This is a genomic window from Ureibacillus sinduriensis BLB-1 = JCM 15800 (assembly GCF_000772955.1).
GTDB classification, from domain to species: Bacteria; Bacillota; Bacilli; order Bacillales_A; family Planococcaceae; genus Ureibacillus; species Ureibacillus sinduriensis.
The window spans coordinates 52172-77092 of sequence record NZ_JPVO01000053.1 but is presented as its reverse complement, the minus strand read 5'-3'; the positions used below and the strand labels follow the sequence as shown (position 1 = coordinate 77092).

26 protein-coding genes are annotated in these 24921 nt (G+C 37.7%); 8 read left to right on the top strand and 18 right to left on the bottom strand.

Going from position 1 to position 24921, the window contains the following annotated elements; translation table 11 throughout:
• Positions 1-254 precede the first annotated feature (254 nt).
• Positions 255-1187, top strand: coding sequence for a cation diffusion facilitator family transporter (locus CD33_RS13055; RefSeq protein WP_036201400.1), 933 nt, complete (start codon positions 255-257; stop codon positions 1185-1187).
• Positions 1188-2026: 839 nt separating this feature from the next.
• On the opposite strand, the gene proS is transcribed toward CD33_RS13055, so the two are convergent.
• The 11 genes from proS to CD33_RS13000 all read right to left on the bottom strand — a co-directional run bounded on the left by proS (position 2027) and on the right by CD33_RS13000 (position 13196).
• Complete coding sequence (proS, locus tag CD33_RS13050; protein WP_036201399.1) at positions 2027-3463, bottom strand: proline--tRNA ligase; 1437 nt, start codon at positions 3461-3463, stop codon at positions 2027-2029.
• Positions 3464-4116: 653 nt separating this feature from the next.
• Complete coding sequence (locus tag CD33_RS13045) at positions 4117-4878, bottom strand: hypothetical protein (RefSeq protein ID WP_036201398.1); 762 nt, start codon at positions 4876-4878, stop codon at positions 4117-4119.
• 96 nt (positions 4879-4974) lie between these two features.
• Complete coding sequence (locus tag CD33_RS13040) at positions 4975-5790, bottom strand: MBL fold metallo-hydrolase (RefSeq protein WP_036201397.1); 816 nt, start codon at positions 5788-5790, stop codon at positions 4975-4977.
• A 357-nt stretch (positions 5791-6147) separates the two neighbouring features.
• The gene (locus tag CD33_RS13035) at positions 6148-6423 is read right to left on the bottom strand and encodes a hypothetical protein (RefSeq protein ID WP_036201396.1); all 276 of its coding nucleotides are present in this window, start codon (positions 6421-6423) and stop codon (positions 6148-6150) included.
• 358 nt (positions 6424-6781) lie between these two features.
• Positions 6782-6985 (bottom strand): hypothetical protein, encoded by a 204-nt coding sequence (locus CD33_RS13030; protein WP_052130220.1) that lies wholly within the window; start codon positions 6983-6985, stop codon positions 6782-6784.
• A 110-nt stretch (positions 6986-7095) separates the two neighbouring features.
• Positions 7096-9042, bottom strand: coding sequence for an elongation factor G (locus CD33_RS13025; RefSeq protein WP_036201395.1), 1947 nt, complete (start codon positions 9040-9042; stop codon positions 7096-7098).
• Between the two features lie 265 nt (positions 9043-9307).
• A complete protein-coding gene (scpC, locus tag CD33_RS13020) occupies positions 9308-10813 on the bottom strand; it encodes a succinyl-CoA:acetate CoA-transferase ScpC (protein WP_036201394.1) in 1506 nt (501 codons plus the stop codon).
• Positions 10814-10990: 177 nt separating this feature from the next.
• Positions 10991-11647 (bottom strand): ribonuclease H family protein, encoded by a 657-nt coding sequence (locus CD33_RS13015; protein ID WP_036201393.1) that lies wholly within the window; start codon positions 11645-11647, stop codon positions 10991-10993.
• Positions 11648-11822: 175 nt separating this feature from the next.
• Positions 11823-12026 carry a hypothetical protein gene (locus tag CD33_RS13010; protein WP_036201392.1) on the bottom strand — a complete coding sequence of 68 codons (204 nt, stop codon included), beginning with the start codon at positions 12024-12026 and terminating at the stop codon, positions 11823-11825.
• 242 nt (positions 12027-12268) lie between these two features.
• Positions 12269-12697, bottom strand: a complete 429-nt coding sequence (locus tag CD33_RS13005) for a spore coat protein (RefSeq protein WP_036201391.1) — start codon at positions 12695-12697, stop codon at positions 12269-12271.
• A 25-nt stretch (positions 12698-12722) separates the two neighbouring features.
• Positions 12723-13196, bottom strand: a complete 474-nt coding sequence (locus CD33_RS13000; protein WP_052130218.1) for a spore coat protein — start codon at positions 13194-13196, stop codon at positions 12723-12725.
• A gap of 210 nt (positions 13197-13406) precedes the next feature.
• On the opposite strand from CD33_RS13000, the gene CD33_RS20220 reads away from it, so the two are divergent.
• From CD33_RS20220 to CD33_RS12980, 5 genes are all read left to right on the top strand, one after another.
• Entirely contained in the window at positions 13407-13619 is a 213-nt protein-coding gene (locus CD33_RS20220) for a hypothetical protein (protein ID WP_140422949.1), read from the top strand.
• A 12-nt stretch (positions 13620-13631) separates the two neighbouring features.
• On the top strand, positions 13632-13916 hold the full coding sequence (locus CD33_RS12995; RefSeq protein ID WP_036201390.1) for a DUF3219 family protein: 285 nt from the start codon (positions 13632-13634) through the stop codon (positions 13914-13916).
• Between the two features lie 16 nt (positions 13917-13932).
• Entirely contained in the window at positions 13933-14949 is a 1017-nt protein-coding gene (locus CD33_RS12990) for an LLM class flavin-dependent oxidoreductase (RefSeq protein ID WP_036201389.1), read from the top strand.
• Positions 14950-14965: 16 nt separating this feature from the next.
• Positions 14966-15577, top strand: a complete 612-nt coding sequence (locus CD33_RS12985) for a class I SAM-dependent methyltransferase (RefSeq protein ID WP_036201604.1) — start codon at positions 14966-14968, stop codon at positions 15575-15577.
• Positions 15578-15811: 234 nt separating this feature from the next.
• Entirely contained in the window at positions 15812-16816 is a 1005-nt protein-coding gene (locus tag CD33_RS12980) for a nucleoid-associated protein (RefSeq protein WP_036201386.1), read from the top strand.
• A 165-nt stretch (positions 16817-16981) separates the two neighbouring features.
• Here CD33_RS12980 and CD33_RS12975 read toward each other — a convergent pair whose 3' ends face one another.
• The 6 genes from CD33_RS12975 to CD33_RS12950 all read right to left on the bottom strand — a co-directional run bounded on the left by CD33_RS12975 (position 16982) and on the right by CD33_RS12950 (position 22536).
• Positions 16982-17284, bottom strand: a complete 303-nt coding sequence (locus CD33_RS12975) for an ArsR/SmtB family transcription factor (protein ID WP_036201384.1) — start codon at positions 17282-17284, stop codon at positions 16982-16984.
• A gap of 18 nt (positions 17285-17302) precedes the next feature.
• Positions 17303-17725, bottom strand: coding sequence for an arsenate reductase (thioredoxin) (gene arsC / locus CD33_RS12970; protein WP_036201382.1), 423 nt, complete (start codon positions 17723-17725; stop codon positions 17303-17305).
• Positions 17726-17739: 14 nt separating this feature from the next.
• Entirely contained in the window at positions 17740-19035 is a 1296-nt protein-coding gene (locus CD33_RS12965) for an arsenic transporter (RefSeq protein WP_036201380.1), read from the bottom strand.
• A 228-nt stretch (positions 19036-19263) separates the two neighbouring features.
• The gene (locus CD33_RS12960; RefSeq protein ID WP_036201378.1) at positions 19264-20763 is read right to left on the bottom strand and encodes a malate:quinone oxidoreductase; all 1500 of its coding nucleotides are present in this window, start codon (positions 20761-20763) and stop codon (positions 19264-19266) included.
• 247 nt (positions 20764-21010) lie between these two features.
• Entirely contained in the window at positions 21011-21664 is a 654-nt protein-coding gene (locus CD33_RS12955; RefSeq protein WP_036201375.1) for an SDR family oxidoreductase, read from the bottom strand.
• Between the two features lie 122 nt (positions 21665-21786).
• Complete coding sequence (locus CD33_RS12950) at positions 21787-22536, bottom strand: hypothetical protein (protein ID WP_036201373.1); 750 nt, start codon at positions 22534-22536, stop codon at positions 21787-21789.
• 203 nt (positions 22537-22739) lie between these two features.
• Here CD33_RS12950 and CD33_RS12945 point away from each other — a divergent pair, with 203 nt between their 5' ends.
• On the top strand, positions 22740-23564 hold the full coding sequence (locus CD33_RS12945) for an EcsC family protein (RefSeq protein ID WP_036201371.1): 825 nt from the start codon (positions 22740-22742) through the stop codon (positions 23562-23564).
• Between the two features lie 87 nt (positions 23565-23651).
• Here CD33_RS12945 and purU read toward each other — a convergent pair whose 3' ends face one another.
• Positions 23652-24509 carry a formyltetrahydrofolate deformylase gene (gene purU, locus CD33_RS12940; protein WP_373906701.1) on the bottom strand — a complete coding sequence of 286 codons (858 nt, stop codon included), beginning with the start codon at positions 24507-24509 and terminating at the stop codon, positions 23652-23654.
• A 179-nt stretch (positions 24510-24688) separates the two neighbouring features.
• On the opposite strand from purU, the gene CD33_RS12935 reads away from it, so the two are divergent.
• Entirely contained in the window at positions 24689-24898 is a 210-nt protein-coding gene (locus CD33_RS12935) for a hypothetical protein (protein ID WP_036201367.1), read from the top strand.
• Positions 24899-24921 lie beyond the last annotated feature (23 nt).

The window sequence follows — 24921 nt, the reverse complement described above, 5'->3', positions numbered from 1 at the left end:
GTCAGGGCCCAATCAAGATTAGGTCTTTTTCTATTTAAATGATATGACAGCTCTAGTAAACTTCAGCTTTAATATGGTATATAAAATTATTGATAAAATTATTGTGCTACTAAATTCTATTAAATAGTCATACAAGGCCTAATAAACGAATACCTTTTATAAATAACGTCAATCACGTTTCGAAGAGCGGACAACTACAAACCAGAATCAGCTACTATTCCCCTCTACAATAAAACTAAATTGGAGGATTATTAATGGCTCATTCTCATTCTCATTCTCATTCTCATTCTCATAACCATCATCATTCAAAAAACAAAAAGGCGCTATTGATCAGCTTTTTCATCATTGCTTCATTTGTACTGGTCGTCTTTATCGGCGGTTTAATAACCAATAGCTTAACCCTTTTATCAGACGCTGGGCATATGCTTAGTGATGCATTGTCATTGGGTATTGGATTGCTGGCTTTTAAATTGGGGGAAAAAGCTGTCAATAGTCAAATGACTTTCGGCTATCAACGATTGGAAATACTAGCTGCCCTATTTAATGGTATTTTACTAGTTGTGATTGCTCTCATCATCATTTTCGAGGCATTGCAAAGACTTGCGAATCCGGAGGAAATTTCAAGTTTAGGTATGCTGGCAGTAGCGGTAACCGGTGCTATTGTAAATATTATTGTCGCATTTATTTTAACACGAGCGGATACAAGCGAAAATATCAATGTACGGGCTGCATTTATGCATGTTCTAGGGGATTTGCTAGGTTCTGTCGGTGCCATTATTGCCTCGATTCTAATATTATTATTCGGTTGGTCAATTGCAGATCCAATCGCAAGTCTCCTTATCTCGATCATTATTTTAAGAAACGGATTTGAAATAACAACTATTTCCTTCCACATTTTGATGGAAGGGATACCGATGAACATCGATGTGAAGCAAATTCGGGATGCATTACTAAATATTCAAGGGGTTGTTGGAATACATGATTTTCATGTATGGAGCATTAGTTCTGACTTCCCTGCCGTCAGCTGCCATTTAGAAATTTTACGCAATGAACATGACAAAGTGATGAAAGAAGCTTTGAGAATTTTGCATGATGATTTTCATATCGAGCATGCTACCATCCAAGTTGAGCGTGCCAATGCACAACTCGATCAATATGAACATCATCGATGCAATTCATATAACTAAGATTAAGATTGATATACTTACACCTTCATCTATGATGATAAGGTGTTTTTTTTATTTTACTCCACTATGAATGTATGTAATTTATTACAAGAAGCAAACTAAGCTGTGTAGTTCATACTATTATTAAACCCATCATTTCTTTGCAGGAAAGTCATTTTTTCAACTAAAGGGAGCTGATAATCATGACACAAGAAAGATTAGAATCATTGATCATGTCTTTAATTTATTCCCTCTGCTAAGAGAATGAGCCTATAGTATGGATTCAAATATCCACCCCAGCTGGGTGGATATTTTCAGGAGTTTATTTGAGTGAATCTTGACCAAACTTCAAGATAGCTATTATCGTTGTTTCCTCTATTATGAGTGCCCCTATTGGACAAATTTTCTTTTTTTCTTAAAAATCTGTCTTTTTGAGCCCTTTTATCGGACAACTTTTTCTTGGTTCAGCAGAATTTGTCTTTTTGAAACCGTCTAATGGACACGTTTTCCGAGTTTTTTAGAAAATTGTCTTTTAGAGAGCCCCTATTGGACAAGTATCCCTTTGTTCCTTAGAAATCCCTCTCTTTGACCTCTTCTATTGGACAACTTTTTCTTGCTTCAATAGAATTTGTCTTTTAGAGAGGGAGCAGTGTTCAGACTGTTGACAAAGTCTTTCATCCTGCGTTGGTTGTCTCGCTCGTCCCCTCATGAACGTCCAGTTCTATTCGGGTCTTCACTCGACTGCCCGCCTTGTCTGCCAAGCGTTTTCAAGACGTCTGGGTAATTTTTTATTGTAGGAAATAGCCTAAAAAAAGTGTGGACAAAGTCGAAGATCGACTTTGTCCACACTTTTTTTATTCTTAATACGCGCGGCCGAACCATACTGTGTGTTTCGCTTCTTTGCCGCAGTTAATGCAAGTATGTTTTTCTGTTGGCGGGTTGAATGGGATATTGCGCGTTGTGAACTTAGTTTCTTCTTTTACATTTGTTTCACAAGCGTCATCACCACACCAGCCAGCCAGAATCCATCCAGGAATCGTTTCGTTTTTCTCCGAATCAGCCAAGTGCTGTTTTAACTGATCTAATGAATCAATATGTGTATGCGAGTTTTCATCACGGAATGCTTTTGCCTTTTCGAAAAGACGTGTTTGCATCACTTTTAGTTCATTTTCAATTGTTTCAACAACAGAGCCCAATTCTACGGATTGTTTATCGGCTTCGTCACGTGCCTTTAATAGTACTTGGCCATTTTCTAGGTCACGTGGTCCAAGCTCGATGCGTACTGGTACCCCTTTTAGTTCCCATTCATTGAATTTGTATCCTGGCGATTGATCTGAATCATCAAGACGAACACGAATTCCTTTTGCTTTTAAGCTTGCAAAAATTTCATCTAACTTTTCAATAATAGCCGGATTCTTTTTCCATGGTCCAACTGGAATTAACACTACTTGAGTTGGTGCAATTGTTGGCGGCAATACCAAACCTTGCTCATCACCATGTACCATAATGACAGAACCGATTAAACGAGTCGACGTACCCCAAGATGTTGTATGAACATATTCATGCTTGTTTTCTCTGCTTAAATACTTAATATCGAATGCTTCAGCAAATTTTGTCCCTAAATAGTGGGAAGTACCTGCCTGAACCGCTTTTCCATCCTTCATCATTGCCTCGATTGAGTATGTATCAACCGCACCGGCAAAACGTTCAGAAGGTGTTTTTTGACCATCATATACAGGAATGGCCAAGAAGTTTTCTACCACTTCTTTATAGATATTCAGCATTTGCATTGTTTCTTTTCGCGCATCCTCTTCATCGACGTGTGCAGTATGTCCTTCTTGCCATAAAAACTCGGAAGTACGGATGAATGGCAATGTTTTCTTCTCCCAACGGAATACATTCGCCCACTGGTTAATTAATACCGGCAAGTCGCGATAGCTTTTAATCCAGTCCGAATATAAATGACCGATCATTGTTTCTGAAGTTGGACGAAGTGCCAAGCGCTCCTCCAATTGTTCCCCAGCTGCTTCCGTAACCCATGGTAGCTCAGGTGAAAAACCTTCGATATGATCTTTTTCTTTTTGAAAGAAAGATTCCGGGATTAACATTGGGAAGTATGCATTTCGGTGACCTGTTTCTTTAAAACGGCGATCCATTTCCCCTTGAATGTGTTCCCAAAGCTCATAGCCATCAGGTTTAAATGCGATACATCCACGAACCGGTGTGTAGTCCATTAAATCCGCTTTTTGAATTGTATCGATATACCATTTTGAAAAATCATTCGTTTGTTGTGACATCTTTTTTCCTCCTAAATTTTGAAAACTCGTTAATCACGAATCATTATGATATTGTCCATCCTCGCACCCTATGCAAAAACTTTGAATCCAGTTTAAATATACCCCAAGTCCAATTTAGTTGTACTTATCTATCAGCTACAAATTTTGGCAGTAAACCTAAGCTTTGGTTACATATGCTTTGATTAAACATCGGTAAACAATGTTAACATGAACAAATAAATGGCAGCTCCTATTTTTCAACAAATAAAAAGCACAAAGAATCCTCATGACAAGGACGTCTTTGTGCAAATAGACGTGGTACCACCTTAGTTCGATAACTGCATTTTTTTATAGCCATCATGCAGGCTTAAATGCAATTACCCTTTACACGTTTGTAACGATAACGACTCGGCAAGTTGTGCATCTCCGTGATAGGTTTTCAACGAGAAGAGGTGATATAGCTCTCAGCACATGCTATATTTTCTGTCTCACAATTCCCGTTTACTTGGTCACATCATTGATTCCATATTTCTTATACTGTATCAAAAATAAGAAATTAATTCAATCTAAGTGGTATATTTTCTTTTCTCCCAATATTCTCTATTGAAAGAAGGCAGGAATGTATGGAATGTATGTTTTTTTCTTTGCAATTCGTTCCTACTATTAATAATTTTTTATTTTTGTAAATAGGCATCTGAACTTTGTAGCGCCTTTTCTACTTTTTCCTCCAGGAAATTACTGCGCTCAAACACAATGGCGCGTAAATGGTCGATTTGGCGTAGCACTTTTTCCAAGAGCCCTTCATGATTATCTACACGGCTTAATACATCCTTTTGAGAGTCTTCGATGCTTGCAAGATAGCTTGCCAAATGTTCATTGAAACTACTATGTCCTTCGACCTGAGCTTCAATCTTCTCATTAGCCGAAACCACTTGTTCCAAACGGGAAATGAATGCTTCATTCATCAAAGTAAAATCCGCCAAGAGCTTTGCAATCTCTTTGTGTTCTGCTCCAATATCATTAAGCTGATGGACTGCTGTTTTTTGAGCTTGACTCATCTCGTTCATTTGTTGCGCTAAATCATTATGAATGCGTTGATCATAATTAACGGTTTGTTGCAAAATGCTGTTTTGGTCCTCTATTTTTTCTAACCACTCAATTACTCGATGCTCCATTGCCTCTTGTTGTTCCTGAACTTCTTTCAGCTCATTCAATCGTCTGTTTAATTGTTTATTTTGCCGAGCCTGATGCTGGTTCCAATCATTTTGTGAGTACTGCATATGAATGAAACTATTCCGCATTTTGCGGCTATCAAGTATTTGCTGTTCAATCAGTTCAGATAAATAATCTCTGCGGAATTCAACTTGATTCGGTTCTGGAATTCGTTGCGTATTGCAAAACACTCCTGGGTGTTCTTTGTTGATGTAAATAGCCAATTCATGGACACCCCCCTTTTATACACCTCTATAGTTTATGCGGCATTTGCCTGGGAGGTACTAAAAGAAAATGATCCCTTTCGTACGCCTGAAAATTTAATTCAACTCTTTAAGCTCTCTTTTTATCAACTCTACATTTTCGTTATGACTTTTCATTTGATCTTGTCGATATTTATATCCCTGGATTAAGAAACTATGATCGGCATTTTCATTTACCGCCTTTCGAAGTTCCTGTATATACCGGTAGGAAAGCACTTTTCTAAAAATTATTTCCTCCTTGATGTCTGTTGCTGTTCCATGGCCCGGTACGAGTAGTCTGATATTATGGCATTCTAAAATCTTGTCTGTTTTCCCGATTGTTTGTTCGTAAATCCCGCTATCGTGATAGATAAATGGGAACTCAACATCCGATAAATAATCCCCTGCAATCCAAATTCCCAACGGCTCAACTACTGCAAAGATCCCATCATCCGTATGACCCTCAGCTTTATAGAAGATAAGCTTTGTAAGACCGATTTCTAACATTTGTCCGTCGCATAGGACAGGAATATCCACAACAGGGTATAGAACCGGGTAAGTACGGTCTAAATAGTATTGGTCATCAAAGCGAGTAATGTGACTTAAAATACATTCTTTATCTTCTCTTGCTTGAAATGCTTCACTGGCAATAACGATTGCGTCCTGAAAAGCGCCATAACCGATAATGTGATCCCAATCAGAGTGAGTAAAAATTAAATAAATCGGTTTATCTTCCTTGAGTTTGTCAACATGCTGACGAATTTCAAGCACTTCTTCAGGAAGTAAATTAGGATCGACGACGATTATGCAATCCTCAGTTCGAATAACAAGGGATGTTGTTTTATATAAAACACTTTGAAAAACTGTAACATTATTTGTTTGATATTTTATCAAATAGCTTCACCCCAAAAGAATCCGTTATATGTTCCATACTATAACCTTGGATTGTGTATATACCAAGTGTTCATTGTATAAAAGAAGTGTACGCATCATAGTTCCGATGGTACACTTTGTATTTATGCTCTATTCTATTATTCTACTACTAAATTTAAAAAACTTCTTAACTTTCTTCCATTTACTATGAAAGTTTTTATATACTCACACTTTTTGTGAGGGTGGTACATTGGAGTAAGCAAGCATTTATGTATAAAAGATTTGGAGTTCCTATTCCATTTGATATTTATAAAATGAGAAAAGCTCCCACTTATAAAAGCAGGAGCCCTTGCGATGATTGTCATTCTAGAATAGATATTATTGTTCTTTTGGTGGTTCTACAATGCCTAGACACCATGTGAAGTTATCCCATGCAGAATACCATCCGTTGAACAATTCGGAAGAGTCGTCCCAACGAACTTCAAACTTCTTTTTACCTTCGGAATCAATTAAATAAAGGGCTAGAGTTGGGTCCACTTTGGAAACCGCTAATTTCATCCCTTCTTTCTGTTGTTCTTCAGTAAACTCAACATCTGATACCGAACGAACCTGCGCTTGTTCAAATACTGGTTTGTTAATAATTTTATAGTTCATCATAAGCCTCCAATAAAACTTTCTCTACTTGTTCGGTCCTATTCATCCAAAATCACTGGACCATGAAAGTGTATGTTATATTCAATAAGCAATTTAGGAAAACACAAATTTCATGTGGTTATGCCGTTCAATTATTTTAACATAAAACGTGGCCACTTACATTCCACTTTTTATTTTTTATAAATATTTTAGGAACATATGAAAAAGCAGTGTTAATTTTTATTTAACACTGCTTCTTTTGCGCCCCTGTCCCCTCACATGCACGTTTCGTTCAACCTGTATTTTGGATCTTGCCGTCCGCCATATCCAACAAGTGCCTTCAATCCAGCCAGGTTCTTCTTTATTAGTAGTTCAATTTCTATGTTAATGGCTCATTTTTCATTCGCTGTATCGCATGTTTCCTGCGTTCGTTTTTCTCTTGCAGATGTTCCAGCTCTTCTTCACCAGCAAATTCCATGCTGATCTCAGCTTCACGCATGTTATCTTTAGTGTTATTTATCATTTCTTCTTTGCTAACAAATTTCTTTGGTCTTCCTGGAACGTCTTGTGGGTTTTGTTTCATTGAAATAACCTCCTAATTTTAAATTACAAAATTAGTTTGTTTTTCTTTGATTCATTTATACTTCCTTAAAATAATCCGATTTCTTTTGGATATCTTATAAAGAGGATTTATTATTTTTTTATGCAATGCATCGCTGCTTCGGCTTCACTCCACGGAACCGAATATCCTTTTCCCTTTGCACAAAAAATACTTGACGATGAATATTCCGGATCAGCATTTTTATCGTAGCCGATAGCTTCTATTACTTCTTCTGCATTGTGGCAAAAATCATAGCCACCGAATTGAAGAGTCAGTACACCTTTACCATTTGTGTAGGCAGCAAAGGTTGCGCTGTAATTCATAAATGTTGATACCGGTACTTTTCCAGAAATCGTTACTTGTTCGCCCATAATGTTTGGTGTTTCAAATGTGCCGCTTGCTTGTTGTATATCTGATAGCATGCGCCCCATAAAATCTGTGGAAGCTTTCATTTTATATTGGTAATAAGGCTCCAATAACCTATTCTCCACCTGTTCAAGTCCTTGACGCAATGCCCGGAATGTCGCTTCCCTGAAATCCCCACCATCGGTATGCTTAACATGGGCACGGCCTGTTAATAAGGTAAAGCAAATATCAGTCACAGGGTAGCCTGTGAGCAAGCCATGGTGTTCTCGTTCGAACAAATGTTTCTCAATTAGTCTTTGGTGACCGATAGATAAATCATCTGCATGACATTCATTTCGAAATTTAATACCTGATCCCCTTGGAGCTGGCTCCATTTTCAGATGAACTTCCGCATAGTGCTTGAGCGGTTCAAAATGACCATAACCAACGCAGCTGTTTTCAATTGTTTCCATGTATAATATTTTCGGATTATCAAATTGAATATCAATGCCAAAACGCTCCTTGGCCACTTCAATCAAGACCTCCAATTGAATGACCCCCATTACATGAACGTTCACTTCCTGGAACTTTTCACTCCAAACTACTTTTAATGTAGGCTCTTCAGATTCCAATATCCGGAAATACCGAAGAATATCTTTTATATGCTCCGTTCCGTTATAGACGACTTTTGCCTGTAAAGTTGGTATAAGTTCCAACTTCTCTTGAACACTTTCACTTCCAATAATAGTTCCAATTTGGGGGTATGATAATCCCTTTACTGCAAAGATTTCTCCTGCTTCAACTTTTTGCACTGTATGATAGCGATTTCCGTTGTACAGTCGAATTTCGGTTATTTTTTCTGTAGTTAGCGCAAAGCTGAACTCATCACGAACATTCAAAGTACCTTGTAGTGCTTTTATAAAAGTGAGCCGCTGGTTTTTTTCATCATGCCTGATTTTAAAGACTAGCCCTTTAAAGGATGAATCGGCATCAAAATCAGTGGGCATCAATCGTGATAACTGTTCTAAGAATTCCTTTACCCCGATATCCTTCAAGGCAGAGCCCGACATGCAGACAAACGCCTGTTCAGTTTTGATTAACGTTAGCAAAGCATTAAAGAGGGATGTGGCATCTACCTTTCCTTCCATGTATTGCTCCAATAATAGTTCGTCCCTTTCAGCAATCCACTCAATATGTTTATCCGGCATTTGGTCTGGATTCACTTGTTCATCCAGCAAAATGGCGTTTTCGGAAAGCTCGCTCCGAATGGACTGCATAACCTCATCAATCACTGCACCTTCCCGATCCATTTTATTAATGAAGATGAAGGTCGGTACATGATATTTCCTTAGTAGATTCCAAACCGTTACCGTATGCCCTTCAATTCCATCGATTGCACTAATAATTAGAATGGCATAGTCCATAGCATGGATTGCTCTTTCCATCTCCGGTGAGAAATCAACATGCCCAGGTGTATCGATAAGAGTATATGTATCTCCTTTGTAGTCGAATCTGCCCTGTTCAGCAAAAATCGTAATACCGCGCTTACGTTCAATTGAATGATTGTCCAAAAAAGCGTCCTGGTGATCCACCCGCCCCCGTTCTTTAATGCTTTCTGTATGATATAGAAGCTGTTCTGAAAAAGTTGTTTTGCCAGCGTCCACGTGAGCAAGAACTCCAATTGTTTTATACATATAAATCCTACTTTCTAGTTGTTCGATAACTTGATTGTAGCAGAATATGATTGTGAGATTAAATAATCAAAACAAACGACCTGATGTATAACCTGGAGCTTGGCTATACTAAATTGTAGGTTATTTTCCTTATTTAGGTAGATTGGAGTATCTGAAGCGTATGCCTCTTAAACGCCTGCCAAAAAGATGGGTGGAATGGAATTTTGAGCTTTTAAAAAACCTTTTATTGAAATTTCTTTCAACAAAAGGTTTCTAGTTTACTAATTTACATTTTCATTGTCCCCGATTTAGCCGCACTTACATGCCATGAGAGCGCTTTTTCCATATTGTGCGGAGTATGTGCGTTACCGGTTAAGGCGACAGATTCATGATAATAATCCCAAAGCTGCTGTTTAAAATCTGGGTGTACACAATTTTCGATAATTAAAGGAACCCTTTCTTTCGGTGCTAGGCCACGTAAATCTGCCACTCCCTGCTCCGTCACAATAACATGAACATCATGCTCTGTATGATCGTGATGTGCAACCATCGGCACGATAGAGGATAACTTGCCGCCTTTGGCATATGATTTCGTAACAAAAATGCTTAAACGCGAGTTTCTAGTGAAATCACCGGAACCGCCAATACCGTTCATCATTTTTGTTCCACCTACATGAGTGGAATTCACGTTCCCGTAAATATCCACTTCCAATGCTGCGTTAATGGCAATCAAGCCCAAACGGCGGATGACTTCAGGATGATTTGAAATTTCTTGTGGACGAATGATGATTTTATCGGCATAATTTTCGATATTCCCGTACACCTTTTTTTGCAAATCCTCTGAAATAGTGATGGAGGTACATGATGCAAATGATACTTTTCCAGCATCAATTAAATTGAATACTGCATCTTGCAGCACTTCAGAAAAGATAACCAAATCTTCAAATTCGGAATCTTTAAATCCTTCCAGTACAGCATTTGCAACCGAACCGACACCCGATTGGAGGGGCGCCAATTTATTCGTCAGGCGACCTGCTCTTATCTCGCTCCGAAGGAAGTTCAATAAATGTTCCGCCATCTCTTGTGTTTCATCATCCGGATCGACTATTAGAGATGGAGCATCCTTTTCGTTGGATACCACAATCGCTATAATTTTTTCTGTATCAATCTTTATGCCAATATCCCCGATACGATCAACAGGTTTTAATATCGGAATCGGCTTTCTTTCTCCTTGGTCTTCCGGTATATATATATCATGCACTCCGACAAATGACTCGGAGTGTGCTAAATTCAATTCAACGATAATATTCTTTGCGTATTTTGCATAGATAGGTGAGTTTCCAACAGAAGTCGTTGGTACAAGTAAACCGTCGCTTGTAATGGCAGTCGCCTCGATAATGGCAAAATCAATCGGACCAATAATGCCTTGACGGACCAGCTCCGCATTATGGGAAAGATGTGCATCCACATATAAAACTTCCCCCGTATTGATTAAATTTCGTATGGCAGGGTCTCCTTGATAGGGCCCACGTTTTCGGATCCCGCCCGCTTGCGCCAAAACTTGGTCGACTTCAGGTCCCAAAGATGCACCTGTATATACATCGATTTTTAACGCTTCACTTTTAACACGTTCCGCCAGAGCCAACGGAACTACTTTTGCATCGCCCGCACGAGTAAAACCACTCATTCCTACGATATTGCCATTTTGTATTAATGCCGCAGCTTCTTCTGGTGAACAAACTTTATCGACTAGGCGATTGATTCCTATTCTTTTGACAACTGTTTCTTCCATTTCTTCTCCCCCTACCCTCATATATATAATGATAGATTTTCTCACCATTTTTATTTATGCTGATAGAGTTACAAATAGAACTGAAACAAGAGATAAAAGAGATTAACAGTGCGCATTTTGGTTTACATAATAATATTATCGAACGATTAAACCTGCACTAAAATACGAAACCATTCCTTATTGAAGTTCTATTTGACCCGTTATTTCAATGCCTTGCATGCTTTGAGTAGCCAATCGATCCGCTTCGGAATTTGATTTACGGGGAACAAGTTGAAATTCCGGAGTGATTCCAAGATTGTTCAATTTCTCATCAATTCGATCAGCCCAACCTGCAAGTTCCTTCTCATAAGCCGGCCATTCGCCGCTCATCTGGTTAATGACAACCTGTGAATCTCCAATAAATTGAACAGTCTGGTGATGTACATCCAGCAAGTCAAGCTCAACGATAGCTAAATGGAGTGCAGCATACTCTGCTTCATTATTCGAATTAAGTCCAGAAGCCGGTGCATTGCGTCTCAATCTGTATTGCTTACCATTTTGCTCATAATATATGGCAATCCCCAAACCGGCATGACTTGTTTGAATATCATATCCCCCATCAAAATAAACTTTGACGTTATGCGGCTCCGTTTCGATTTCCTTGATGTATTTTTTTAACTCTTTGGCCATCCATGTGCTGTCATGTTGATCGATAAATTGTATTTTTTTCACACGTCCTGTTTTCTCCAAATCTTCCCCAATTGTTAAAGCATGGGCAGGCGGCATTTCTTCGGAACGAAATGTTGTTTCAATCCCATTCTTCGTTTTATATGTCCATTCAATTGTAATTTTCATGGAAGCCCTCCTAAAAGTATCCTACTACAGTTATTATGACCAATAGTCAGATTATTTTTCAACCTCGATATACTTATTTATGGATGGGATTCGAACATGCCAGCACGGTAAAGTTCCAAATTTTTTTTGCTACATTAAGAAAACGTCTCCTTTTCGAGACGTTTCATGCTACCTCTTATTCTTTTTTTGAAGAAGGAGATTCTTTTACAAATGTTTCTACTTGCGATTTCAATTCATCGACCAGTTCCCTGATTGCCCGTTTTTGCTCATCTGTCAACTTTGATTTGGCATTGTCAATATTCACGTTGTTTTTCCGAAAAACCTCACTTACTAGCAAATCCACAACCTTATTCGGAATTGCCTCTTGCCTCTCACTCATTTTATCACTCCTTTTCAAATGGACACTCCTTAAAGTATATGCAGTTCTTGGATGAAACGAGTGGATGATGCAGTCTTGTACATTTAACATTTTCAATTGCCAAGCAGGTTCATAGAAAAAGAGTTTTCCACGCAACATGGAAAACGTAAGTACGTTGCGTGGAAACGTCTCGTATATTTAAACTTGAATAGTCTGTTTTTGGATTCGATGTTTCATAAATGACCAGTATTTATTGCAAGATGCTACAACACATCTAGTTTAGCCACGATTGCAACAAGAATTTGAAGAAGAGCTTGAATATTTACAGCGATATCAGTATCAGTTGTTTTTACTTTTACATGTTTGCTGCCTTCGATAATTGTTTTTTGCTTGTTGCTCTGTTTCGTTTTCATGAATTGCTTCAAGTCTTGAGCCACATTGTTTCCTTGCTCATTATCGCCAATTGTTATACTGATGACAGCGACAATTGCTGCTTGAATTCCGAGCTGCAAAGATAAAGCTACTTGTGTATCGGTAGTCGTAACTTCGACATCTTCGGAGTCCCTAACAATAATCCATTCGTTGGATATTTGCTTAGTCACTTGTTTTTGGACATTTTCTTGGTCAACGTCTGCATCGTGTTTATTGTGATTGTCACAATGATCCAAAGCTCTCCACTTTGTTTCCGGCATCCTATTCCCCCCCTTTATGATTGGATTAAAGTACATCGATTTTCACTACCAGCGTAAGTAATACGTCTAATAGCGCTTGGATGTTAACGGATAAATCCGTATCAGTTGTGTGAATACATACATCTTTACTATTGTCGATATAAATTTTTTGTCTATTTGTTTGCTCGTCATCAAATTTTTGGAAGATTTCCTGTGCAACCGCACGCCCTTGTTCTGAATCTCCAAGGGAAATGCTGATTACTAAAGCAATCGCAAGTTGCAGACCAACTTGAAGTGAAACTGCGCCTTGGTTATCCGTAGTTTTCACATCAACGTTACAAGAATCTTTAATCCAGATTACTTCATCGGATTCTTGTTCCATTACGAATAATTGATCATATTCTTGATCAACCAGAGCGTCCTCTCTCCAGTGATTTCTCTTGGACATCACCGCATCAGCTTCCATTACCATTACTGATTCAGTGTTCATCGCCATTACCGATTCCATTTCCATGGCCATTACACTTTCCTCCTCCATTACTTGACAAGGAGTGTTGCAATGTCTACATCTTGTTTTCTTCCTAGAGTTCTTTTGATAACAATTTGTACAATTCCAACGTCCCATTTATGTCTCCTCCTTTCCTGGTAGATTCAAGCTGTAACCTATTATCAACTTGACACTAATAGAATATGGTTATTTAAATTGTTGGTATAGTTGAATATCATTATTATGAAAATTTTATATGACGTAAAAGTGACCTACTTTAAAAATGAAAAAACGAAATGGCAGGCAATTATGGGAATCATCTTTCTTTCTAAAAATCCATTTTGGAAGTTTATGCAGCTTGCAATCCAGATTGACGGTCAGGAATCGATTTCCTCTAATCCATTTTGTTTTACCAGCCTTCTGTTCAGTGATATGATTTCTTTACGAATTTTTTAAGGAGGGATACTTTTGGTTAAAAAGATTAAATTGAATGATACGGTGATTCCAATCGAGAATTATGAAGAAAGAATCGTGGAAGGTTTACATAATATTATTATTGACTTTAAAGTGAAAAGCGAAGATTATCACGACATTGCTGTCTTATTATACGAAGGGACATTCAATGTGGTTATTCCAGAAAAAGACTTAATGTTCAAAGGATCCATACAGCAATATTCAACATCCATCACAAATCTTTATGAAGAAGGGCAAATTGGAGATTATCATGTGTCTTTACTAGAGGTGAAGAATTAAAAATGAGGTGGTTACATTGAAACTGAGTATCTTGGATCAATCCCCTATTTCAACAAATCAAACAGCAAGTGACGCCTTGAATGAGTCACTGAATCTGGCAAAAGCTTGTGATGAGTTGGGCTATACGCGATTTTGGATGGCTGAGCACCATGATTTACCGGGACTGGCATGCTCCGCTCCCGAAGTGATGCTCGGTTTATTAGGAGCACAAACAAAGCAGATCCGCATTGGTTGTGGTGCAGTACTATTACCTCACTACAAGCCTTTTAAAGTTGCAGAAATCTATAATACGCTAGCAACGCTCTTTCCGAATCGAGTCGATTTGGGAATCGGCCGGTCACCTGGTGGTTCTGCAGAAGCTACAAATGCTTTATCGGATAACTTCTTACAGCAAGTATTTAAGATGGAGCATTTAGTGGAGGATTTACTTCATTTTCTAAATTCCGATTTCCCTGATGAACACCAGTTTGCCAAAATCAAAGCTTCCCCTGTTCCAACCATCCCGCCTAATCCCTGGATGCTGGGTACCAGTGAAAAAAGTGCCCTGCTCGCAGCCAAATATGGCTTATCGTATGCTTTTGGATTATTTATGAGTGATTTGGATGCTGTTTCGATTATTGATAAATATAGAAAGACTTTTAACAGCAGTGTATTTAACCATGTTCCGGAAGTGTTGCTTACAGTTCCGGTAGTCTGTGCTTCTACTACAGAAAAGGCTGAGGAAATAGCGTGGAGCTCACTTATTTGGCAAATACAGCAAAATCGCGGAGAAGCTGGGTCCGTTCCTTCAATAGAAGAAGCAAAGAACTATGAACTTACAGTCAAAGAAAAAGAGGAACTAAATCGATTGAAAGAGAAAATGATTATTGGAGATCCACAGAAAGTAAAAAAGGCTTTTCACCAACTGCAATCGATATACGATGTCGATGAAATCATGATTTTGACAATCACCCATTCCCCGACTGATCGGATACAATCTTATAGTCTAATAGCTAAGGAAATTTTGTCTAATTATAACCATGAATATAGATGATGGGAGCACAATGCAAGTGTTGGAAGAATATTATGAGGATTTGCTTAACATTAATACACGAGGAAATAAAAGAGAAATAAATCATTCTATACACTATCATCCATATGAACCAACACCATACTCAGCCTTGGAAGAATTATTTAGGCATTATGAGGTGCAGTCAAATGATCATATCGTTGATTTTGGCTGCGGGAAAGGTCGATTGATTTTTTATATCAACTACCATTTTCATGCACCTGTTACAGGAATCGAAATGAATAATGCTTTTTTTGAGGCCGCAACGAAAAATAGAGATTGTTACTCAAAAAAGACCCATAGAAATTCCGATGCTATTCATTTTCATCGCTGCTTGGCTGAACAATATACGATCCAACCTGATGATAACCGATTTTATTTCTTTAACCCTTTTTCCATACAGATTTTCAGGAAAGTTTTGAATAATATCCTATTATCTGTTGAAGATCATAGACGAGAAATGGATTTAATCTTCTATTATGCTTCAGATGAATACACATATTTCCTAGAACAGCATACAGAGTTTGAATTGCTGAAAGAAGTGCAGCTTCCAAAACTTTATGCGAAGAATAATTATGAAAGATTTTTAATCTATAGGCTGAAGTACAGCTAAAATATAAAAAAACCGTTTCCTCATGTCAGGTGTTGCCAAACACTTGACGAAAAACGGTTTTCTATTTGAATCGCTTGTATTCAAGAAGCAATGATAAATTAATTTTATATATTTGTATAGTGGTAAATACGGTATGTATTTGGAAATAATTCGCATTATAAAAACTATGAAAATGTCATTTTTATATGTTATGGTAGATGCTCTAGAATTTTTATTATAGAAGGTGAAAAGGAATTGTTAGAAGTTAGCGAAAGTAAGTTAAAGCAGTACGTCTTGCATTATGTGGGTGATTCATTGATTTTAGGTGAAGAGGCATTTCCAACACCAGATGTACTCCTCGAAGCAGCCTTTACTCAACTCGCATTCAACAAAATCGATTTAGATCAGCAGCACGATTTTTTTCATGAAACGGACATCAATTTAAATGAGATTTATACATATGCCCATACTATATTTCATAATGAAAGCACCTTTCTGGAACAATCAATGAATATTGCGAAGCATCTACACAGTGCTTCACAGCATCCCAATATTAAAAATGGAGAATTGTTTGTTGGCTTTTTTGAAAATTGCGTCTGGAATAATGAAGTAAAAAAAGTCATATCCATTGTTAAAATCGACGAGAAGGAAATATTTCTGGATGTGAAAAGTGATCAGAACAAAATGATTGTTAACGGAATTGATGGCATCAACGTTAAAAAAATCAATAATGTAGCTGTGATTGTGGATAGGGGTCTGGACATAGCACCGGCTGTTTTTATAAAAACAAAAAGAAAAGAAGATGTGGTCTACTGGCAAGAACGTTTTTTGAAAATCAGGGTGGCAGATGAGGATTATCATAAAACAAATTTGGCTTTAACAGAATGTAAAAAATATATTTTAAAAGAAGATAACTTCAGCAATACGGAAAAACTCGGACTCTTAAATAAAACGCTCGATTATTTCAGAAATGAGGAAGAATTCCATGTGGATGACTATATTCAAACGGTCTTTGATCAAGTAGATTCTACCCAAAAAGAGGTTATACTGAATACAGTAAAACCATATGAAACGGTTATATCAGAATTTGCGATAGAAAAAGCAGAGAAGACTTATAAAAGGAAAATTAAACTTGATTCAAATATAGAAATCCAAGTAAGTGTCCAGAACATTGAACAAGTTGACGAATTAATTGAAGTCGGCTATGACGAAGTGACGAATCGCAAATATTATAAAATTTATTTTGAGGAAGAAGCATAATAGATTTCTTGAAGACTTATGCAACCTATTTTCAAGAAGTTGTTAAAAGGGCGTACTAGGATTGCAAATACAGCACCATGAAAATAAATAAAAGCAGATAGGCTTCAAGTGAATAGCCGGTTTTGCATCATATTGATGTAAAACCGGCTATTTCCATACCTAAATTCAAATAGTATCCGCACTACAGTTGCCTGTTACCCGCTCTTCCAATTCTTCCAACACCGCTTGAACGATGGGTGTTTGGTTATCCACCAGTCGATAATGCTTCCAGGTCCCTAATTTACGCGATGTTATAATGCCCGCTTCCTCCAGCTTCTTTAGGTGCTGGCTGACAGCTGGTTGAGTAATACGAAGCACTTCCACAAAGTCACAGACACAAACTTCCCCAAGTTTCAAGCAACTTAATAGAATCAAACGGTTGGCGTCTGATAGTGCCTTCAGTTGTCTTTCCATTAAATGAAGGTCCATTCGTTCACCTCTACTATTTTATAGTCGTATACCAGCAAAACTTTTGATTTTGTTTCCAATTTCATCACGGACTCGTTGGAAGGTTGCCCACTTTTCATCTTCAGTGCCTTGCGCTTTTGCTGGATCATCAAATCCCCAGTGTTCCCGTTTGATATTTGGCGGAGTTGCAGGACATCTATCGTTGGCATCCCCACATAATGTAACAATTAAATCTGCTTTATTTAATGTTTGCATATCTATCGTATTTGAAGTTTGATTCGAAATATCGATTCCCACTGCATGCATTGCTTCTATTGCTTTAGGGTTCACACCGTGTGCCTCGATGCCGGCACTTTTCACATCCCAAACATCAGGTGATAATATCGCTCTCGCCCAACCTTCAGCCATTTGGCTTCGGCAGGAATTGCCGGTACATAAAAAATAAATTGTTTTTTTTGCCATCTTTATATGCTCCTTTAAAAAATAATTAATGTTACATAAAGACCGATTAATGTTATAAGCAGAATCGGTATCGTCAGGATTATTCCGGTTTTAAAGTAAGTTCCCCAAGATATTTTTATCCCTTTTTGTGAGAGTACGTGAAGCCAAACCAATGTAGCCAGTGAGCCAATAGGTGTAATTTTTGGTCCCAAATCCGATCCGATGACATTGGCATAGATTAGGGCTTCCCTAACCGTTCCAGTCGAACTCGTTTCTGCAATCGCTAATGCATCAATCATTACGGTCGGCAAGTTATTCATCACGGAGGACAGGATTGCTGCAATAAAGCCCATGGCAATCGTTGCTACAAATAATCCTCTCTGTGCAAAGCTATCAATAACCCCGGCTAACATATCTGTTAACCATGCATTACCAAGTCCATATACCACGACATACATTCCAATTGAGAAAAAGACAACATTCCAAGGTGCCCCTTTCATAACTGCAGTTGTATTGACCGATTTGCTTTTCCTAGCCATCAAAACGAAGAAAATGGCGATGATTCCCACTACAAAGGATACAGGGATGCCTATATACTCGCTTGAAAAGTATCCAATCAATAGCAATGCCAGTACATACCAAGAAAGCTTGAACATCTTATAATCTTTTATGGCTTCTTTTGGCAACCTTAATTTAAAGCTTTCATAGTTTTGAGGGATACTTTTTCTAAAATAAATTAGTAAGACTGTAATAGTGGCAACCAAAGAAAATAGATTGGGCAAGATCATCCTTCCAGCATACTCCATAAACCCAATACCGAAGAAATCGGCTGATACGATATTAACCAAGTTGCTAATCACAAATGGTAATGAGGTTGTATCTGCAATAAAACCACTCGCGATGATAAATGGAAAAATCATTTTTTCCTGGAAGTTCAGATTTCGAACCATCGCCAGCACAATAGGAGTCAAAATTAAAGCTGCTCCATCATTTGCGAATAATGCGGATACGATTGCCCCTAAAACACTTACATAAACAAACATCTTAATGCCATTGCCATTGGCGGCTCTGGACATATGTAATGCAGCCCATTCAAATAATCCAATCTCATCTAAAATTAAAGAAATGAGTATAATGGCTACAAAAGAGAGTGTTGCGTTCCAAGTAATCCCCACAACTTCCCCTACGTCTCCTAAGTCAACTACCCCCGTCAATAAAGCAAGAACTGCCCCCCCACTTGCAGTCCAACCGATATTTAACCCTTTTGGCTGCCAAATTACAAAGATAAGTGTGACTAGAAAAATTAATGTTGCTGCGATTGCTGTAAACAATGAAAATTTCCTCCCGATTCATCAGTGAAACAAAGCAAACATAATGTAAATGGTGCTTATTTGTTATTATAACATTATATAAGCAATTTCTTATATAATAAAAAAGATATTCTGATTGAAGTAATCCACTTTTAACTAATAATTGGAATGTTTACCTTCATTTATTTTTCCACTTACAAAAAGAACCACCAATCCTGGAAACGGATTGATGGTTCTTGATAATAACATTTAGTTATGAACTACTTCTTTTTCGTTCAGTCCAAGCACTTCGGCTGTTGAAGCTTGGATTTCTTCCAGCAACGCTGTGTTAGATGAGAGCGAAACCCCATATGAAGGTATCATTTCTTTGATTTTTGGTTCCCATTCTTTGATACGATCAGGGAAACATTTATTCATAACGTCCAGCATTACTTTTACAGCTGTAGATGCACCAGGAGAAGCTCCAAGCAATGCAGCTACTGAACCGTCTGCAGCCGTCACCACTTCAGTACCGAATTGAAGTGTACCTTTGCCTGCATCTGTATCTTTAATAACTTGAACACGTTGTCCGGCAACAATGATGTCCCAATCTTCAAGCTTCGCATTTGGAACGAATTCTTGCAGTTCTTCCAATCGTTGTTCATTTGATAACATAACTTGTTGGATCAAGTACTTTGTCAATGACATTTCTTTTACACCAGCAGATAACATCGTTAATAAGTTATTTGGTTTAACTGACGCGATTAAATCCATATTTGACCCAGTTTTCAGGAACTTAGGCGAGAAACCTGCAAATGGTCCGAATAATAATGATTTTTTGTTGTCAATAAAGCGAGTATCCAAGTGTGGCACTGACATTGGAGGTGCTCCAACTTTAGCTTTGCCGTAAACTTTACCATGATGTTGTTCAACGATTTCTTGATTATTACAAACCATGAATAAACCACTTACCGGGAAACCACCGATATGTTTCGATTCAGGAATACCTGTAGCTTGGAGTAAAGGCAGACTTGCGCCACCAGCACCGATAAAGACAAACTTCGCTTTATGGTATTCCATTTTGCATCCATCCAGGTCATGCACTTTTACTTCCCACATGCCATCGCTTGAACGTTTGATATCAGAAACAGAGTGCTTGTAGTTCACTTCCACGTTTTGTTTTCCCAAATGTTCAATCAACATGCGTGTAAGTGCACCAAAGTTAACGTCCGTACCACTATCGATTTTTGTCGCTGCAAGAGGTTCATTCCCTTTACGCCCATCCATTACAAGCGGCATCCATTCTTTCAGCTTTTCAGGATCCTCAGTGTATTCCATCCCTTTAAATAATGGCTGAACTGAAAGCGCTTCAAAACGTTTCCTTAAGAAATTGACATCATCTTCACCCATAACTAAGCTCATATGCGGGATTGCTTTGATAAAGTCTTCCGGATTACTGATTAAATTGCTTTTCACAAGGTATGACCAAAATTGTCGTGAAAGCTGGAACTGTTCGTTAATATCAATCGCTTTTTTTATTTCAACCGTACCATCCGGTTTTTCTGGTGTATAGTTAAGCTCACAAAGTGCAGAGTGTCCTGTACCAGCATTATTCCATTCGTTTGAACTTTCTTCACCTGGTTTATCAAGTGCTTCGAAAACCTTAATTTCCCATTCAGGTGCTAATTCTTTTAGCATAGATCCTAAAGTAGCACTCATTACACCTGCACCAATTAAGATAACGTCTGTTTTTTCATATCTAGTACTCATAATTACCTTCCTTATCTCCCCTATATTTGCAAAGATGTAGGTGAATACCCCTAAGAGTTAAATGCATCTAGGATCCACCTTCTCTGTATTAATTATAACCGTATAATATTATAATACATTTTTACTTAGATTAAAATATCTACTATTATATAATAAAATTTAAGTTTGTAAAAGGTGAAATAACCAGCATTCTAAGTGCCTAGTCAAGTAAATCACGCAATGTTTGATTTTTAACTTTGTTTAATTCCTATTCAACAATTGTATTTATCGCTTCCAATATTGGGAGTTTACCCGAGATGACTTTAAACTCTTTCCTAATTGTACACTTACTTTCCAAGCAAGCAAGTATCACTTTTGCTACATCTTCCTTTGGGATTCCCCCTCCACCTATATCATTTTCAACAACCTTCACATATCCCGTGCCTTTTTTATCATTCAATAGTCCAGGATGGATAATTGTATACTCCAATGATGACAATCTTAACCATTGATCAACATAGTAATTTTCAATCATGATCGGTCGGAAATATGCGGGTAGATGGCGCCATTCTTCCTTTCCCGTCTCAAATGTACTAATGTGAATTACCCGTTTTACATTTGTATATTTTAATGCTTCCAATAATTTGATCATCCCATCAATCACCCCAAGGGTATCTGTTCGTCTGCCGTCAATATTATTTTCTGCAATGACGAGAGCATCAACATCTTGAAGGCCATTTACAAACTTTTCAATAGCTTCTTCTCTTTTGTATATAAAATTAGCAATACCTTTTTCATTGTAAAAGGCTTCTTGTGCTTTATTTTGTAGCATAACTTTTGCTCCATGGTTCCCACTTTCAATAATATGCTGAAGTAAATGTCTGCCAATCTGGCTATTTCCACCAACAATGAGAATATACAATCCCTCACAACCTTTAGTTTGGATCTTCTAATTACATATTGGACTGAATGTGATAAGTTTAACCATAAAAATACCATTACGAAGAACCGACATATAGGATTTATATGCCGGCCAAACTTTTTCTAATATGACGATTGCTCATCGCGAATCTTTTCTAATAGCCAATAGCTAACCCGATCTGCTATGAACCTTTCGTATTTATTCTTGCTATATAAATAAATAGTTTTAAATAATGCTTGAACTTCTTGCCAATGTACAACACTGATCCCTTTTGGGAAAGGAAGTTCTGCGCGGTGCGGCAATAATTCCCTCACCCTATTTTCGGATTTACCATACTCATTTGCCAACCGGAAGCCAACAGGACTATTATATCTATCTAATATCAATAGTGAAAAATAAAATGGTCTTTTTCTGGCGTAGTTAGTTCCGGCATCGATATTTCTTATTATTTCGTCTCTAGTCTGATGATTGTCGGTATTTAAAACAATGTCTGTTTTATACTTTGCTTCTATAAACCAAACAAAGGTATCGGACTCGATGATGATATCAATATCTGTTTTCCCCTCTTTCACGGGGAGGCTTTTGGGCGGCCGAATCTTTTTCCAAAGTTTGATTTGTATTTGATCTGTCGGGTGCGAAAACTCATTTTGAAAAGCGAGATAAAATAACTGTTCAACCCAAAGCTTGCGATCAATCTGGTTCAATGTTCTAAAGACATTCCAGACCATCGCATCCTCCCGGGTTTCACTTTGAGACTTCTCGAGCTTCCTTTTGTGCCAAAACTCCAACTGCGGATCGAACTTATCTATAAGCAGCAAATCTTTGAAATGCTCGTGAAGCTGCAACACCTCGGTTTGAGATACTTTCTCCATTACATTCCCCCTACAATTAGCCATCGACAACTAAAAAACTCGTATCAGTTATATATACCACTCAACTTTAATTGACATTCATTTTGTTTCCACTTTGCATAAGCAAAACATTTGCATAAAATGTCCATACTTTAAATGAAACTAAATGATAGATAAATCGTAGTAATATATAAAGATACAGGAAATAGATGGGAGATATGATATTGGAAACTAAAGAACAATTAACCATTTACCTAGAAGAAATTGAGAAGTGGGAAGAAGATCAAAAAGGGTTATTCTTTTGGGAAAAGCTCGGTCGCTTGCCATTTAAAGTGATCGATAAATTAACTCCAAAATTCATACAGGCGAAAATTGGTATATTAGTTAATGAATTAGGCAGTTATATTCAAACAGGTGGAAAATATTTGATCAGCGAAAAGCAAATGATGAAAAAAATACAGAAGTCCACAACTCATCCAATAGAGACATTTGAAGAAATCGGCACAATGCCGATTGAAGATATGGTTTCAATGAGTAATACCTTGCAAAGTGAAAGAAGCAAATTAGCAACTGTACAAGGAGCTTCAACAGGTGTTGGGGGTATTTTCACTCTTGTCATAGATATTCCTGTCATTTTGGGGATGGCTTTGAAGACTTTACAGGAAATAGCGATCATTCACGGCTATAATCCAAACGAAAAAAAAGAACGAGTCTTTATCGTAAAGTGCCTGCAATTTGCATCAGCGGACATTGTTGGCAAAGAAGCTATTCTAAGTGAGCTTGCAAGCATGAATGAGAAAAAAGATTCAACTGAAAGCATGATTAGTCAATTAAAGGGTTGGCAAGAAGTTTTCTTCACCTATCGCGACAATTTTGGGTGGAAAAAGTTATTTCAAATGGTCCCCATTGCAGGAATGGTATTTGGGGCAATTATTAATAAAGGCATGATGGACGACGTATCAGAAGCAGGTATTATGCTATACAGAAAAAGAAGAATTTATGAAAAACTACACGCGATAGAAGCTGCAAAAAACACATCGCTTGAGTAGCGTAAATGATGCTATGCATCCATTATCTTTTCTATTAAAGAAGCTGGAAGTCCGCGATGGATTCCAGCTTTTCACCTCTTTTGATTATCAATGGAATACGATTGTTTTATTGCCTTCCACAAGGATACGATTTTCAAGATGCCACTTGACGGCTTTTGCCAACACACGGCGTTCAATTTTTCCGCCAATCTTCTTTAATGTCGCAACATCGTCCCGATGATCTACTCGCTCCACATCTTGTTCGATAATCGGCCCTTCATCCAGGTCATTCGTCACGTAATGGGAAGTAGCCCCAATTAACTTTACCCCTCTTTTATATGCACGGTCATATGGATTTGCACCTATAAAGGCTGGCAAGAATGAATGATGAATGTTAATAATCCGATTTTCAAAATGATTGACGAAATCAGGTGTTAAAATTTGCATATAACGTGCCAAAATCAGCAAATCCACATTGTACTGTTCCATCAAAGCGATCTGCTGTGCCTCCACTTCTTTGCGAATTTCTTTATTCGCAGGCAAGTAGACAAACGGGATGCCATAGGACTCTACAATCGAGCGAGCATCCTCATGATTACTGATGACAACGGCGATATCCGTCTGTAAATCTCCATTTTGCCACTCCCAAAGCAACTCCAATAAACAATGTAATTCTTTGGACACATATATGGCCGAACGTTGTCTATTATTTAAATAATAAAACTGATAAGTCATCTCATAATTATCGGCGATATGTACAAACTCCTGCTCCATCTCTTCTGCTTTAGCTTGAAGATCGTCGCAATAGTACTCTAGACGAATAAAGAAAGTCCCCTTTTCCGGATCACTCGAGTACTGGCTGGACTCGATAATATTTGCGTTGTATTTCAGCAAAAAGCTTGATAGTACCGAGACGATCCCAGGTTTATCCGGACACTTTACCAATAATCTTGCTCTATTTTCCATTCGCGATCCTTTTTGTTGATTTTCTTTCCTCGCTGTCTCCGTTTGCATACTATGACACCCCTAGTCATTCTTAATTTTTTCATTATCTAATATTATCTAATCAGGAGCAACTATTTGGAATATTGTTTACATAATCTACACAAAAAATTCGCATATTAAGAATGAAAGGAGATGAAATTATGAGCCAGAATAAAGATTTTGATGAATACTCAAATTTTGATGATCGTGGATTGCAAAGCCAAAGCAGTGCTACAAAATCAAAGGCCTCTTTCCAAAATACGGCGAAATCGAACGAAGAATATGGTGAAGAGAAAAACCCCCTTATGGAAAAGATCAAGAACAGCAACATAGTTAAAAAAGTTGAAAAACTAATCAAAGATAATAATTAATACCAGAACCTCGATTCCATATC

Coding starts and splice junctions, on each gene's coding strand:
- CD33_RS13005 (WP_036201391.1), bottom strand. CDS start 12,697: ATGCCGGAAACAAAGTGGAGAGCTTTGGATCATTGTGACAATCACAAT.
- CD33_RS20220 (WP_140422949.1), top strand. CDS start 13,407: ATGAAAATTTTATATGACGTAAAAGTGACCTACTTTAAAAATGAAAAA.
- CD33_RS13015 (WP_036201393.1), bottom strand. CDS start 11,647: ATGAAAATTACAATTGAATGGACATATAAAACGAAGAATGGGATTGAA.
- CD33_RS13055 (WP_036201400.1), top strand. CDS start 255: ATGGCTCATTCTCATTCTCATTCTCATTCTCATTCTCATAACCATCAT.
- CD33_RS12950 (WP_036201373.1), bottom strand. CDS start 22,536: ATGGAGAAAGTATCTCAAACCGAGGTGTTGCAGCTTCACGAGCATTTC.
- CD33_RS12960 (WP_036201378.1), bottom strand. CDS start 20,763: ATGAGTACTAGATATGAAAAAACAGACGTTATCTTAATTGGTGCAGGT.
- CD33_RS13000 (WP_052130218.1), bottom strand. CDS start 13,196: ATGGCCATGGAAATGGAATCGGTAATGGCGATGAACACTGAATCAGTA.
- CD33_RS13025 (WP_036201395.1), bottom strand. CDS start 9,042: ATGTATAAAACAATTGGAGTTCTTGCTCACGTGGACGCTGGCAAAACA.
- CD33_RS12935 (WP_036201367.1), top strand. CDS start 24,689: ATGAGCCAGAATAAAGATTTTGATGAATACTCAAATTTTGATGATCGT.
- CD33_RS13030 (WP_052130220.1), bottom strand. CDS start 6,985: ATGAAACAAAACCCACAAGACGTTCCAGGAAGACCAAAGAAATTTGTT.
- CD33_RS13010 (WP_036201392.1), bottom strand. CDS start 12,026: ATGAGTGAGAGGCAAGAGGCAATTCCGAATAAGGTTGTGGATTTGCTA.
- proS (WP_036201399.1), bottom strand. CDS start 3,463: ATGTCACAACAAACGAATGATTTTTCAAAATGGTATATCGATACAATT.
- CD33_RS12975 (WP_036201384.1), bottom strand. CDS start 17,284: ATGGACCTTCATTTAATGGAAAGACAACTGAAGGCACTATCAGACGCC.
- arsC (WP_036201382.1), bottom strand. CDS start 17,725: ATGGCAAAAAAAACAATTTATTTTTTATGTACCGGCAATTCCTGCCGA.
- CD33_RS13035 (WP_036201396.1), bottom strand. CDS start 6,423: ATGAACTATAAAATTATTAACAAACCAGTATTTGAACAAGCGCAGGTT.
- scpC (WP_036201394.1), bottom strand. CDS start 10,813: ATGGAAGAAACAGTTGTCAAAAGAATAGGAATCAATCGCCTAGTCGAT.
- purU (WP_373906701.1), bottom strand. CDS start 24,509: ATGGAAAATAGAGCAAGATTATTGGTAAAGTGTCCGGATAAACCTGGG.